Below are 14232 nucleotides of genomic sequence, written 5' to 3'. Positions count from 1 at the left end.
CCTTCATTTACTAGAACTTCCGAAAGCCACGCCTCTTAACTCCACGGTAAGGCCCGCCGCTCCAAGGTCGGCACCGCACCAGTCCGGTGCCAGACATGGAAGGTAAAAGATGGCTTCTGCACTCACCGAAATTTCGCACCAGAACGAAAAACTCCAGATGCTTCTCGCCCCGGCGAAGAAGATTTTCGATGAAACCTTTCCCGACCATTCGCGGCGCCTGCATGCCGCTAAATCCGATAAGGAGCGTATGGCGATCTGCGACGAGCTGCGCACGCATGCCTTTGCCGAATACCGCAAGCTGACCGGGTCTGACCCGACCGGCGGCGGGGTCTATTCGCTCTTGCCTTCGCAGTTCACCACACTGACGACCCAGTCGGGCGACGATCTGATCAACACGATGACCACGATGGTCAACTCGCTTTCCTTCATCAAGGACATGCAGGACGCCACCCAGATCTCGGTGCAGATGTACAATGCCGGCTGCTATTTGATGACAGCGGCAGGCTTCACCGCCATGTTCGCCACCGCCGCCATCACCATCGGCAGTGCCACGGCCGTGGTAGAGGCCGGTGTTGCGGGCATCGCGGCGGCGGGCGGCGCGGGACCTGTGGTCGCGCTTGTCGTGGCCATCGTCGTCGCCGTTCTGGTGCCCTTCCTCTATTTCATGCTGAAGCCCGCCTACATCATGTCCTTCGTGGTGAACAACACGTCGAAGACGCTGAACTGGGTCGATCATTACGAGGTCCACGGCAAGATCAGCGGCTGGACTGACGCGATCAATCCGGCCATCGCCATCCCGCAGACGAACGGCGTGACGGCGGTCTACCGCACGCTTGGCATCGTCACCGGCCAGAAGAAGGACATGGCGCTGGTCGGATGCCAGCTCGGCTTCCGCTACAGCTATGGCGACAACACGGCAACCTCGACGAAGGTCGCCATCGGCACCGAATCGCCGCTGACCTCGATCTCGGTCGACAACAATGTCTGGACCGAATTCGACGTCTCGGCCGAGCAGGTGGCCAACGATACCGACAGTCACAATGCGATGAGCTCCTCGGCGACCTCCGGCTCGCTGACCTCGACCATCAATTGCGCGAAAGCCTCGGGCGACGGCGCCTTCTCGGTCGCGGTGGTGGGAGACGGCACGATCACGGCCTGATGGCGGGATGACGACAGGCGGCGCCCGATCAGGGGCGCCGTCTAATCCCGGGCGAGTTCCTCCAGAAAAGCCTGCCCGAACCGGTCGAGCTTGGCCTCGTCGAGCCCGCCCACCCGGCCAAGCTGCGCCATATCTCGCGGCCGCGCCTCGGCGATACGCCTCAGCGCGGCGGGCGTGCAGGACAGGGGTTTGCCCGTGCCGTCCTCCCCCCGCGTCAGCCGCAACAGCACCTCGCTCAGCCGGTCGTAAAGATCGGCCTCGGGCCTCCCCGCGATCTTCGCTCGCGCCGGATGCAAACGCTCGGCCGCGCCGGTGATCACCTCCAGGAAGGCCGCGCCATAGCTTTCAAGCTTCTTTGCGCCCACGCCCGAGACCTGCGCCATCTGATCAAGCGTCGCCGGCCGCGCCTCGACCATCTCGATCAGCGTGCGGTCGGGGAAGATCACATAGGCGGGCACCCGCGCTGCCTCGGCGAGCGCCCGGCGCTTGGCCTTGAGCGCCGAGAGAAGCGGCGCATCCTCCTCCGACACCAGGGCCTTGACCATAGGCCGCGCCACGGCCTTGCGGATCGTGTCGCGGCGCAGCGTTATCGGTTCCTCGCCCCTCAGGATCGGCCGCGCGGCCTCGGTCATGCGGAAGGCGCCCGCGCGTTCGGCATCCGGGCGGATCAGGTCGCGCCCGGTCATCTGGCGAAAGACCGCCTGCCATTCCGCCTTGGTCAGCTCGCGCCCGACGCCGAAGGTCGGCAGCGCCTCATGCCCCCGCCCCCGCACCTTGTCGGTCAGCGTGCCGGTCAGGATGTCGATCAGATGGCCCGCGCCATAGCTCTCGCCGGTTCTCAGCATCGCCGACAGCGCCTTCCTGACCGCATCGGTCGCATCGAAGGTCTCGGGTGGCGCATCGCAGAGATCGCAGGCGCCGCAAGGGTCCGACGCTTCGCCGAAATAGGACAGCAGCAGTTGGCGGCGGCAGCCCGTCGCCTCGGCCAGCCCCAGAAGATGATTGAGCCGCGCGTGATCGGCGGCCTTGCGTTCAGGCGGCGCCAGCCCTTCATCGATCTGCGCCCGGCGAAGGCGGATATCCTCGGGACCATAAAGCGTCAGCGTCTCGGCCGGCGCGCCGTCGCGGCCCGCCCGGCCGATTTCCTGATAATAGGCCTCGATGGATTTCGGCAGGTCGGCATGGGCTACCCAGCGGATATCGGGCTTGTCGATCCCCATGCCGAAGGCGACGGTGGCAACGACGATCAGCCCGTCCTCGCGCTGGAACCGCGCTTCGGCATCGCGCCGTGCCTCGGCCTCCATGCCGCCGTGATAATGGCAGGCGGCATGGCCTTCCTCGCGCAGCGCCTGCGCCAGCACTTCGGTCTTGGCCCGCGTCGCCACATAGACGATGCCCGATTGCCCGCGCCGAGCGGCGGCGAATGTCAGGATCTGGCGGCGCGGCTGGTCCTTCACTCCGAAGGCCAGATGGATGTTCGGCCGGTCGAAGCCCCTGAGGAAGGTCCGGGGTGCCGCACCATAGAAAAGCCGTGCCACGATCTCGGCCCGTGTTTCCTCGTCCGCCGTCGCGGTGAAGGCGGCGAGCGGCAGGTTCAGCGTGCGTCGCAACTCGCCGATGCGCAGGTAATCGGGGCGGAAATCATGGCCCCACTGGCTGACGCAATGCGCCTCGTCGACTGCAATCAACGAGGTGCCGATCCGTCTGAGAAGCTGCAATGTGCCGCCCGAAGCAAGCCGTTCCGGCGCCATGTAGAGGATCTTCAGCCGCCCCGCGTCGAGCGCCTGAAAAACGCTCTCGGTTTCCTCCTCGGTATTGCCCGAGGTCAGCGCCCCGGCCTCGACCCCGCTTTCGCGCAGGGCGCGGACCTGATCGCGCATCAGCGCGATGAGGGGCGAGATGACGACCGTCACGCCCTGCCGCATCAGGGCCGGAAGCTGGAAGCACAGGGACTTGCCGCCGCCCGTAGGCATGATCGCAAGCACATTCCGGCCAGCCGCCACTTCGGCGACGATCTCTGCCTGGCCGGGCCGGAAGGAATGAAATCCGAAGACGGAGGCGAGAAGCTCCTCTGGCGCCTGCATCGCTCAGGCGCCGTAGAAGAAGCCCGCGTTGTTCCGAAGCGTCTGGCGCAGGATGATCAGGATGACGAAGGCGACGAGCGGCGCCAAATCGAGCCCCGGCGTCTGCGGCAGGAAGCGGCGGATCGGGGCATAGATCGGCTCCAGCAGGCGGTTCAGCCCGAACCAGATCTGCGCGACCTGCGGCTGGCGCGGGTTCAGCACCTGAAAACTCAGAAGCCACGACAGGATGATATGGGCGATCATCACGAACCAGATGACCTGAAGGATCACGTCCAATGCCTGATAGAGCGAAACCATCTGCCTCTCCTGCCGGTTTGGGTCAGAGGTAAAGGCTGACGCCGCGCCCCGCAAGCCGCTAACGCCACGTCGCCGGTTGACCTTTGCGTCACCCGGCGTCACGAGACGCCCACGAGACCCTAGACAAGATGGGAAGAGAGCGATGTATCCGTTCGTGCGCATGGCGAAGGAAATCTGGCTCGGGCGGAGACAGCCGAAGATAGGGCTTCTGGACACGCATGTGAGCCATCACATCTGCTGGCCCTGGGATCTCGATTTCTTTCTGGAACTGAACAACGGCCGGACGCTGACGCTCTTTGACCTCGGCCGCGTGCCTTTGGGGCTTCGGACCGGTTTCAATGCGGCACTCTCGCGCCGTCGCTGGGGCATCGCTGTCGCTGGCAGCGCCATACGCTACCGCCGCCGGGTCCGCGCCTTCGACCGGCTTGCGATCCGCACCCGCTGCATCGGCTGGGATGCGCGGTTCTTCTACATGGAACAGAGCATGTGGAAGGGCGAGGACTGCACCAGCCAGCAGGTGATCCGCTCGGCCGTGACCTCGAAAGCGGGGATCGTGCCGGTGGCGGAGGTGCTGGCGGAAATGGGCGTGAGCCGCGAGAGCCCCGCGTTGCCCGCCTGGGTCGCAGCCTGGATCGCCGCCGAGGGCCTGCGTCCCTGGCCGCCGGAAAAGTGATTTCGTCCGGGCTGCGCCCGGCCGACCCGCCGGGGGACGCTGTCCCCCGGACCCCCTGAGGTATTTTCGCCAAGATGAAAGAGAGGCGGGTTTCGGAAAGGACGCCACGGCGCGCTTGCCATCCTGACGGCTTTCGGGCTTGATCCGCCGAAAACCGGGCCGGAAGAGCCGGGCATGACCCAAGGGAGGGACGGATGGACGCGGCGGCGAAGAAGCGGATCTGGGGCTGGTGGTTCTTCGACTGGGCGAGCCAGCCCTACAATACGCTGCTCCTGACCTTCGTCTTCGGCCCCTATTTCGCCGAGGTGGCGCGGGCGCATTTCGGCGCCCAGGGAATGGATGCCGAGGCGGCGGGCGCCGCGGCGCAGGCCTACTGGGGTTGGGGCCAGTCGATCTCGGGGGTGATCATCGCGCTGCTGGCGCCGATCCTTGGCGCGATTGCCGATGGCTCGGGAAAGCGGATGATCTGGATCTGGATCTTCTCGATCCTCTATGTCGCAGGCTCCTGGGGCCTCTGGTATCTGCTCCCGGGCGCGTCCGACCTGCATTGGGCGCTCATCTGGTTCGGGCTCGGCCTCATCGGCATGGAGTTCGCCACTATCTTCACCAATTCGCTGATGCCCGATCTGACGGGCGACGAGGATATGGGCAAGATATCGGGCTCTGGCTTCGCCTTCGGCTATCTCGGCGGGATCATCGCTTTGGTGATCATGCTTCTGTTCTTCGCCGAGAATGCAGCGACCGGAAAGACCCTGATCGGGGCCGATCCGCTGTTCGGTCTTGATGCGTCGGCGCGCGAAGGAACGCGCGCGGTCGGGCCGATCACGGCGATCTGGTATGTGATCTTCATGGTGCCCTTCTTTCTGTGGGTGCGGGAACCGAAGGGCCCGGCGCGGCGTGTGAACCTTGGCGCGGCGATGCGCGATCTCTGGCGCCTCATCAAGTCGCTGAAGGAGCGGACGAGCCTAGGCGCGCATCTGCTTTCCTCGATGTTCTATCGCGACGCGCTCAATGCGCTTTATGCCTTCGGCGGGGTCTATGCCTCGGGCGTGCTGGGCTGGTCGGTGATCAAGATCGGCATCTTCGGCATCGTCGGCGCCGTGGCGGCCGCGATCTTCAGCTGGGTCGGCGGCAAGATGGACAGTGCGCGGGGGCCGAAGCCGGTCATCAACCTGTCGATGTATGTGCTGATCGCCGTCTGCCTCGTCATCGCCGGCATGTCGCGCGAGGCCTTCTATGGCGTGCCTTTCGCCGAAGGCTCGCCCTGGCCCGACTATATCTTCTATGCCTGCGGCTGCCTGATCGGGGCGGCGGGCGGCGCGCTGCAATCGTCGAGCCGCACGATGATGGTGTTCCACACCACGCAAGAACGCGCGACGGAAAGCTTCGGGCTTTACGCCCTTTCGGGCAAATGCACCGCCTTCATCGCGCCCTTCTCAATCGCACTCTTTACCACCATCAGCGGATCTCAGCGGATCGGCATCGCCATACCGTTGATCGCGCTCTTCCTTGTCGGCATGGTGATCCTGAGATGGGTCAAGCCGATGGGAGAACGGACGCCATGAGGATCACGGCAGCTCTGATGCTATTGGCCGCCTTTTGTCTGGGGGCGGGCACGGCCACGGCGAAGGAAGCACGCGCCGCGGCGCTGTTCAGCGCGGTGCCGGGACCGTCGGGCCAGACCGCAGAGGCGATAGGCTTTTACTCCAAGGGCTGCGGCGCGGGCATGGTGCAGCTGCCCGAAAGCGGGCCGACCTGGCAGGCGATGCGGCTGTCGCGCAACCGCAACTGGGGCCATCCGGTTCTGGTGCAATATCTGATCGACCTTTCGCAGGCAGCCACGCAGGTCGGCTGGAAAGGCCTTTACATCGGCGATCTCGCCCAGCCGCGCGGCGGCCCGAGCCCTTCGGGCCATCTCAGCCACCAGACCGGGCTTGATGCCGACATCTGGTACACGCCGCCACCGTCCCTGAGCCTCTCGAAAGGCGAGCGCGAGAAGCTCGGCGCGATGATCGTGCGCACCGAGGATCAGAAGAAGGTGAATGGCAACTGGACGAAGTCACACGCCGCCGTCCTGAAGATGGCGGCGTCGGACCCGCGCGTCGACCGGATCTTCGTCGCCGCCGCGATCAAGATCGAGATGTGCAAGAGCGCGAAGGCCTCAGACAAGAAATGGCTGCAGAAGCTCCGCCCGATCTATGGTCACCACGATCATTTCCACGTGCGGCTGAAATGCCCAAAGGGCTCGAAGAGCTGCGAAGTGCAGAGCCCGACGGTCAGCGAGCTGTCAAACGGCGGCGACGGCTGCGACGATACATTGATGTGGTGGGTGACCACCTATCTTGAGGAGCTGAAGAACCCGCCGAAGAAGGAACCGGGGCCGAAGAAGCGGGGGCCGCGCGAATATCTCATGTCGGACCTTCCCAAGGCATGTACCGGCGTTCTCAACTCGGACTGATCCTCGCCCTGCTTCTCGCCTCGGGCGCTGCCGCCGCGCCGCGCGCCGTGGTGGTCGGCACCTACGACGCGACCGAGGCGGCGGACAGGTTCGGCGGCCTGTCGGCGATCGAGGTGACGGCGGATGGCGCGGGCTTCATCGCTTTGTCGGATTCGGCGCGGCTGTTTCACGGCCGCTTCCGGCGGGATGGCGCAGGTGCGATCGCCGGTATCACGCTCGACGGGCCGGGGGCGGCGCTGACCGGTCCGGACGGCGCGGCACTTGATGGCGAGCATGATGATGCCGAAGGTCTGGCGCTCGCGCCGGACGGGTCGCTCTATGTGTCCTTCGAACTCCGCAACCGCATCGCCCGCTATGCGGCCGACGGGCGCCTCATCGACCGCATGCCTGTCTTCACCGTGTTCAGCACGATCTACAATGACGGGCTGGAGGCGCTGGCGATGGCGCTGGACGGCGCGCTCTACACCATGCCCGAAGGGCCGGGGCGCGGGGTCCGGTCTTTCCCGGTCTGGCGCTATGCGGATGGCACCTGGTCTGAGGCATTCCGGCTGCCCGAGGATCATCACTGGCGACCGGTCGGGGCCGACTTCGGACCGGACGGTCGGCTCTATATCCTCGAACGCGATCTCTGGGGATTGGTAGGCTTCCGTTCGCGCCTGCGGCGGATCACGCTCGCAGAAGGGCAGCCCACGCAGGATGAGATCCTGATGGAAAGCCGCGCGGGCGCTTTCGGCAATCTCGAAGGCCTGTCGGTCTGGCAGGATGCGGCGGGCAGCTTGCGCGCCACGATGGTGGCCGACAACAATTTCCTGCCCGTCATGTCGACCGAGTTCGTCGAGGTCCGCATCGAGGAATGACTTGACCGGGCCTCGCGCGCGGCGTATGGCGCGCGCTGTTTCCGCGATGGGCGCGGAAGCCAAGTCTCCGCGACCTTGTAAAAAACGGAAAGACACATGACCCGTTCGCTTCTTCCTGGCATTCTTGCCATGGCCGCCATTGTCGTGGCCTCCAACATCCTCGTGCAGTTTCCCTATGGCGACTGGCTGACCTTCGGGGCCTTCACCTACCCGTTCTCCTTCCTGGTGACCGACCTGACGAACCGCTTCCAGGGCGCCGCCGCCGCGCGCCGCGTGGTGATCGCGGGTTTTGTCGCGGGCCTCGTCTGCTCGCTCATCGGCTCGCAGATCATGGGCGAGTTTGGCCCGCTCGTGACCCTGCGCGTCGCACTTGGCTCCGGCCTCGCCTTCCTTCTGGCGCAGCTGACCGACATCCATGTCTTCAACCGCCTGCGCGACGGCAGCTGGTGGAAGGCACCTTTCGTCTCGACGCTCGCCGGTGCTTCGCTCGACACGGCGGTCTTCTTCACCGTCGCCTTCGCCTCGGCGCTCAGCGTCATCGAGCCGTCCAATGACGTCTCCTGGGCGGCCGAGATGAAACCGCTTCTCGGCCATGGCCCGTCTGTCCCGTTCTGGGTCTCGCTTGGTTTCGGCGACTGGCTGGTGAAACTCGCGCTCGCCGCTATAGCGTTGATACCTTTCAGACTCATTGTTTCGAATTTTACCAAAAGGGTTGCGTGATTTCTTTTGACAACCACAAAATCTGTGGCACGCTTCTGGTTAACGGCAACCAGGAAAGGAGGTGATCCAGTGTCTAGAGTGATATTGGAGAGAGGTGTCAGGACAGTCAGGGGGGCCGTGGCCTGAGGGCAAACTCACAGGCTGTAACCCATGGCTGGGCCATGCCTTAACCGGCACCCTAACTGGGCCATCTCCTTGGAACTCGGGGGGCCGCTTCGTGAAAACGGGGCGGCCCTTTCCTTTGGCGGCCCGCTTGCCCCCCGCTCGCCCCGGGTCTAATCTGGCCCACCAAGAACAGATCCGAGCAGCGAGCCCCCATGTCCAACGATCTCCTCTCCGGCGGGTCCGGCACCTATGACGCCTCCTCGATCGAGGTGCTCGAGGGGCTGGAACCGGTCCGCAAGCGCCCCGGCATGTATATCGGCGGCACGGACGAACGGGCGCTCCACCACCTCGTGGCGGAAATCCTCGACAATTCGATGGACGAGGCGGTGGCGGGCCATGCCAACCGGATCGAGGTGGAACTGCACGAGGACTATGCGATCACCATCCGCGACAACGGCCGCGGCATGCCGTTCGACCCGCACCCGAAATTCCCCGGCAAGTCGGCACTGGAAGTCATCCTCTGCACGCTGCATGCCGGCGGCAAGTTCGGCGGCGACGCCTACCAGACGTCGGGGGGCCTCCATGGCGTCGGCGCCTCGGTCGTCAATGCGCTCTCGGACTCGATGGTCGTGCAGGTCGCCCGCGACCGCAAGATCGTCGAACAGCGCTTTTCCCGCGGCGTTCCCTTGGGCCCGGTGACGGAAATCGGCCAGACCCCGAACCGCCGCGGCACCACCACCACCTTCCATGCCGACGAACAGATCTTCGGCCATCACCGTTTCAAGCCCGCCCGCATCTTCAAGATGGTGCGGTCCAAGGCCTATCTCTTCTCGGGCGTCGAGATCCGCTGGAAATCGGCAATCAGTGACGGCGAAACCCCGCAGGAGGCCACCTTCCACTTCCCCGGCGGCCTTGCCGATTACCTCTCCGAACAGCTCCAGAAAGCCTCGACCTATGCCGACCGGCCCTTCGCTGGAAAAGTCTCGTTCCAGGAAAAATTCGGGGTTCCCGGTCAGGTCGAATGGGCAATCAACTGGACGCCTTCTGTCGACGGTTTCATCCATTCCTACTGCAACACCGTGCCGACGCCCGAGGGCGGCACCCATGAGGCGGGGTTCTGGGCCGCGGTCCTGAAAGGCATCCGCGCCTATGGCGATCTGGTCAAGAACCGCAAGGCCGAGCTCATCACGCGTGAGGATATGGTGGCAGGCGGCTGCGCGCTCGTCTCCTGCTTCATCCGCGAGCCGGAATTCGTGGGCCAGACCAAGGACCGGCTTGCGACGACCGAAGCCGCGCGTCTGGTCGAGGGCGCCGTCAAGGACCATTTCGACAACTGGCTCGCCTCCGACACCAAATCGGCGGGCGCCATCCTCGATTTCCTTGTGCTGCGCGCCGAAGAACGCCTGCGCCGCCGGCAGGAAAAGGAAACCGCCCGCAAATCTGCCACCAAGAAGCTGCGCCTGCCGGGGAAGCTTGTCGATTGTTCCGCAACCAACCGCGAGGGGACCGAGCTTTTCATCGTCGAAGGCGACAGCGCGGGCGGCTCGGCCAAGATGGCGCGCGACCGCACCAACCAGGCGCTCCTGCCCTTGCGCGGCAAGATCCTCAACGTCCTTGGCGCCGCCTCATCGAAGATGGGCCAGAACCAGGAAATCAACGATCTTTGCCAGGCGCTTGGTTGCGGCATGGGCACAAAGTTCAACATCGACGACCTGCGCTATGACAAGGTCATCATCATGACCGACGCCGACGTCGACGGTGCCCATATCGCCTCGCTTCTGATGACCTTCTTCTTCACCCAGATGCGGCCGATGATCGACAAGGGCCACCTCTACCTCGCCTGCCCGCCGCTCTACCGGCTGACGCAAGGCGCGATCCGCCGCTATGTCTCGAACGACGAAGAGAAGGAATACTGGCTGAAGACCGGCCTCGGCGCGAACCGTGGCGGCAAGATCGACGTCCAGCGCTTCAAAGGGCTGGGCGAGATGGACGCCAAGGACCTGAAGGACACGACCATGAACCCCGAGACTCGGAAACTGATCCGTGTCTCGATCGACGAGGACGAACCGGGCGAGACCTCGGACCTTGTCGAGCGGCTGATGGGCAAGAAGCCGGAACTGAGGTTCCAGTATATCAGCGAGAACGCGCGGTTCGTGGAGGAGCTGGATGTCTAAAACCAAGACACTTGTAGAGCTTGCGGCTGCGTCGTTGGGCAATCGCGAAGGAGAACGTCTGACCGCACGAAAACTTGCCGAAACGATAGTTGAAGAAAACCCAGACTGGGTAGAATCAAAACGTAAGAAGAGTAGAAATCAATCTATCAAAGACGGCGGTATCTCTGAAATGATACTGCAGGTTCAGGCAGAAATAGGCTCCATCAAATACTCCATCGAAAAACATCCGAACCTCAGAATGACAGAGGATCGACCTCGCCGTTACTACTATACATCGCTAACGGAGGAACAAGAGGTTGCGGCAATCGAGGATGAAGCGATCTCAAATGAGCCAAGGGAGTTCAAAGAGCACGACCTGTATCCCCGATTATCTGAATATCTTGCAACTGAACATGGCGTCTATTCTAAGAGAATAAATGAGCTTCGCTCATCAAATCGCCACGGGCCACGCGGCAACCAGTGGCTACACCCCGACTTGATTGGCTTTGAAGCGGTGGGGCGCCGTTGGTCTGACGCAATTAGGCAGCTCGTCAACGTTAGATCTGACCCGGAAACACGGTTATGGTCATTTGAAGTCAAAAGGTTAGTAAACCGATCAAATGCGCGGGAAGTGTTTTTTCAGGCATTGAGCAACTCCGCGTGGGCTAATTTAGGATACCTTGTGGCCGCAGAAATTTCAGGTTCAGGAACTCTCGATGAATTGCGAATGCTTTCTGCGCAGCATGGGATAGGTGTTATTCTTCTATCCGTGAGTGAAGAGACGGAAACATCAATACTAGTTCAGGCTCGACTGAAGCCCGCAATAGACTGGTCTGCGGCAGATCGGCTTTGCAGGGAGAACACTGACGCTGCAGAGGTATTTAGGCAGGTCAGAGTTTATCACCAATCGGGCGAAATCAATTCCCAATTCTGGAACAGTAGTATGTAGGGCTAAGGAGCCTTTGGACCGGTGCTCACGCACGCCAATTCCGACACCGCTGCGTGAAATCACACACCCTACCCCCCGGAGCCCGCATGCGCCCCCTCCTCACCCTCCTACTCCTCTGCCTCACTGCCCTCCCCCTCCGCGCCGAAACCGCCTTCGACGTCACCCTGATGACCGAGGGTCAGACCGTTCGCTGGCGGGCGGAGAACGGCAATACGGCCGTCACCTATCTCGGCCCCGAGGGCGGGCTTTATCGGTTTGCCTTCACCCGCGACGGGTCCAAGGGCGATCCGGCCAAGGTCGCCGTCTGGTCGAACCGGCGGGGCGAGGCGGTGAGGGCAGAGGTCGGCGGGCTGACCGTCCGCTACAAGCCCAGCGACTGCACGTTGACCGTCGGGCGCTGCACCTATACCGAGGCCCTGAGCGACGGGGCGCGGCGCAAGATGGTGCATCTGGCAAGCGTCGCGAATGACGTCTGGACCTACCGCCTCTACCACACGGCCGAGGCGGCGGAGAACCTGATCGAGGAGGGCACATTCACCGTCGATGCGGCCGCAGTGATCCTCGACCGGACCTACCGTATCCGCGAGGGCGGGGTCTGGCGCGACGCCTGGTCGAAGCGCCGCTGAGCGCGCGATCTGTCGGGACACGTGTCGGGACGGATGCCATACGCTGTCGGGACGGATGCGGGACGGTTGCGGGACGGGGGTTTCGGCCCGTCGGCGCCCAGTTGGCCGCCCCGTCAGCCGCCGCTATGGAAGAAGTCATAGACGGTCTGCGCCATCGTCTCCGATATGCCCTCGACCGCCTTCAGATCGGCCAGCCCCGCCCGGCTGACCGCCTTGGCCGAGCCGAAATGGGCCAGAAGCGCCCGTTTCCGCGTGGCGCCGATTCCGGGGATTTCATCCAGCGGCGTGGCCCCCACGGCCTTGGCGCGCTTTGCCCGGTGGGCGCCGATCGCCCAGCGGTGCGCCTCATCCCTAAGCCGTTGAATGAAATAGAGAACCGGCGAGTTATGCGGCAGCGCGAAGGGCCGTTCGCCGGGCCGGTGAAACTCCTCCTTCCCCAGATCACGGTCGATGCCCTTGGCCACGCCGATGAAGGGCACGTCCTTGACGCCCAGATCCTCCAATATCCCCGCCACCGCCGAGACCTGCCCCGCGCCCCCGTCGATCAGCAGCAGATCGGGCCAGGCGCCCGACTGCCGATCGGGGTCTTCCTTCAACAGCCGCTCGAAACGACGGGTCAGCACTTCCTTCATCATCCCGAAATCGTCGCTGTTCGCCCCCGCCTCCGAACGAATATTGAACTTCCGGTACTGGCTTTTGACAAACCCCTCCGGCCCCGCCACGACCATTCCCCCCACGGCATTGGTGCCCTGGATATGGGAATTGTCATATATTTCAATCCGCTGCGGTGGGGCTTCCAGATCGAAAGCTTCGGCCAGCGCATCGAGCAGCTTCGACTGCGCCGCCGTCTCGCTCATCTTCCGGGCCAGGCTTTCGCGCGCGTTGCGGGCGGCGTTTTCCACCAGTTCCGCCTTCTCGCCCCGCTGCGGCACGGCAAGTTCGACCTTGCGGCCCGCCCGGTCGGACAGAAGCTGCACCATCAGGTCGGCATCCTCGATCCCGTGCGATAACAGGATCAGCCGCGGCGGTTCCTTGTTGTCGTAGAACTGGCCAAGGAAGGCCTCCAGCACTTCGGCCTCACCCGCGCCGGCGCCGGTCTTAGGGTAGAAATCGCGGTTCCCCCAGCTTTGATTGGCGCGGATGAAGAAGACCTGAACGCAGGCCTGCCCCCCGTCCATATGCAGAGCAATCACGTCCGCCTCGGTCACGCCGCGCGGGTTTATCCCCTGCGCCTGCTGGACCTGAGTCAGCGCCCGGATCCGGTCGCGCAGCGCCGCGGCGCGTTCATATTCCATCGCCTCGGCCGCTGCCGCCATATCGGCCGCCAGCTTTTCCTGCACCGCTGTCGTCCGCCCCTGCAGGAAACGTTCGGCGTCACCCACCAGCGCGCCATAGTCGGCCTCGGAAATCATGCCGGTGCAAGGCGCCGAGCAGCGCTTGATCTGGTAAAGCAGGCAGGGCCGCGTGCGCGAGGCGAACATCGCGTCCGAGCAGTTGCGCAAGAGAAAGACCTTCTGCAACTGGTTCAACGTGCGGTTCACCGCCATCGCGCTGGCGAAGGGGCCGTAGTAGTCGCCCTTCTCGGTCTTCGCCCCCCGGTGCTTCTTGATCTGCGGAAAGGCGCTTTCGCGGCTGACGAGGATGTTCGGAAACGATTTGTCGTCGCGCAGCAGCACGTTGAAATGCGGCTTCAGCTGCTTGATCAGGTTCTGCTCGAGCAGCAGCGCCTCGGTTTCGGTGCGCGTGGTGAGGAACATCATCGAAGCGGTCTGCTCGATCATCCGGGCGATGCGCGCGCTGTGGCCACCCGGCCGCGCATAGTTCGAAACGCGCGCCTTGAGGTTTCGCGCCTTGCCGACATAGAGCACCCGCGCCTCGGCATCGAGCATGCGGTAGACGCCCGGCTGGCTGGACAAAAGCCGCAGGTAAGACTGGATGACCGCATGTCCGGTCAGGGGCTTTTCGCTCTTGGTCATGGCCTTCCGACGGGTGGGCGAAAGCAGGCGCCGATTCTCCTCAAGCGCTGCAATCTTATTCGCGAGTGTGCAAGTGAAAACCTGTCCACGGAATGTGTGGATAAGTCTGGTGACAAGATTTGGCGCGGGCGAAATTTTCGTTGAATCGGGGCGGGTTCCTTGGTTTGCCTAAAAA

General features: G+C 63.7%; 12 protein-coding genes. 9 read left to right on the top strand and 3 right to left on the bottom strand.

Features of this window, described 5'->3' with window-relative positions; translation table 11 throughout:
* Nucleotides 1-109 precede the first annotated feature (109 nt).
* Nucleotides 110-1159: a hypothetical protein gene (locus OU426_RS13290; RefSeq protein ID WP_267634510.1), complete on the top strand. Its 1050-nt coding sequence runs from the start codon at nucleotides 110-112 to the stop codon at nucleotides 1157-1159.
* Nucleotides 1160-1200: 41 nt separating this feature from the next.
* On the opposite strand, the gene recQ is transcribed toward OU426_RS13290, so the two are convergent.
* The gene (gene recQ / locus OU426_RS13285) at nucleotides 1201-3243 is read right to left on the bottom strand and encodes a DNA helicase RecQ (RefSeq protein ID WP_267634509.1); all 2043 of its coding nucleotides are present in this window, start codon (nucleotides 3241-3243) and stop codon (nucleotides 1201-1203) included.
* Between the two features lie 3 nt (nucleotides 3244-3246).
* Nucleotides 3247-3540 carry a YggT family protein gene (locus tag OU426_RS13280; RefSeq protein ID WP_267634508.1) on the bottom strand — a complete coding sequence of 98 codons (294 nt, stop codon included), beginning with the start codon at nucleotides 3538-3540 and terminating at the stop codon, nucleotides 3247-3249.
* Nucleotides 3541-3682: 142 nt separating this feature from the next.
* On the opposite strand from OU426_RS13280, the gene OU426_RS13275 reads away from it, so the two are divergent.
* The 8 genes from OU426_RS13275 to OU426_RS13240 all read left to right on the top strand — a co-directional run bounded on the left by OU426_RS13275 (nucleotide 3683) and on the right by OU426_RS13240 (nucleotide 12081).
* Nucleotides 3683-4213: an acyl-CoA thioesterase gene (locus tag OU426_RS13275; RefSeq protein ID WP_267634507.1), complete on the top strand. Its 531-nt coding sequence runs from the start codon at nucleotides 3683-3685 to the stop codon at nucleotides 4211-4213.
* Between the two features lie 194 nt (nucleotides 4214-4407).
* Nucleotides 4408-5778 carry an MFS transporter gene (locus OU426_RS13270; protein WP_267634506.1) on the top strand — a complete coding sequence of 457 codons (1371 nt, stop codon included), beginning with the start codon at nucleotides 4408-4410 and terminating at the stop codon, nucleotides 5776-5778.
* Nucleotides 5775-6671, top strand: a complete 897-nt coding sequence (gene mepA / locus OU426_RS13265) for a penicillin-insensitive murein endopeptidase (protein WP_267634505.1) — start codon at nucleotides 5775-5777, stop codon at nucleotides 6669-6671. The genes OU426_RS13270 and mepA overlap by 4 nt, the downstream gene beginning before the upstream one ends.
* The gene (locus OU426_RS13260) at nucleotides 6644-7528 is read left to right on the top strand and encodes an esterase-like activity of phytase family protein (protein ID WP_267634504.1); all 885 of its coding nucleotides are present in this window, start codon (nucleotides 6644-6646) and stop codon (nucleotides 7526-7528) included. Before mepA ends, OU426_RS13260 begins: the two co-directional genes overlap by 28 nt.
* A 96-nt stretch (nucleotides 7529-7624) precedes the next feature.
* Complete coding sequence (locus tag OU426_RS13255; protein ID WP_267634503.1) at nucleotides 7625-8248, top strand: queuosine precursor transporter; 624 nt, start codon at nucleotides 7625-7627, stop codon at nucleotides 8246-8248.
* A 317-nt stretch (nucleotides 8249-8565) separates the two neighbouring features.
* Complete coding sequence (gene parE / locus OU426_RS13250; RefSeq protein ID WP_267634502.1) at nucleotides 8566-10527, top strand: DNA topoisomerase IV subunit B; 1962 nt, start codon at nucleotides 8566-8568, stop codon at nucleotides 10525-10527.
* Nucleotides 10520-11455 (top strand): HrgA protein, encoded by a 936-nt coding sequence (locus OU426_RS13245; RefSeq protein WP_267634501.1) that lies wholly within the window; start codon nucleotides 10520-10522, stop codon nucleotides 11453-11455. The genes parE and OU426_RS13245 overlap by 8 nt, the downstream gene beginning before the upstream one ends.
* An 86-nt stretch (nucleotides 11456-11541) precedes the next feature.
* Complete coding sequence (locus OU426_RS13240) at nucleotides 11542-12081, top strand: hypothetical protein (protein WP_267634500.1); 540 nt, start codon at nucleotides 11542-11544, stop codon at nucleotides 12079-12081.
* A 113-nt stretch (nucleotides 12082-12194) separates the two neighbouring features.
* Here the strand turns inward: OU426_RS13240 and uvrC are convergent, their stop codons facing one another.
* On the bottom strand, nucleotides 12195-14057 hold the full coding sequence (gene uvrC, locus OU426_RS13235; protein WP_267634499.1) for an excinuclease ABC subunit UvrC: 1863 nt from the start codon (nucleotides 14055-14057) through the stop codon (nucleotides 12195-12197).
* Between the last annotated feature and the right edge of the window lie 175 nt (nucleotides 14058-14232).

Origin of the sequence: Frigidibacter sp. RF13, from assembly GCF_026626305.1 — a bacterium.
Lineage (GTDB): Bacteria > Pseudomonadota > Alphaproteobacteria > Rhodobacterales > Rhodobacteraceae > TMP-24.
Note: the sequence above shows the minus strand (reverse complement) of the source record. Positions and strands in the feature narration are given on the sequence as shown.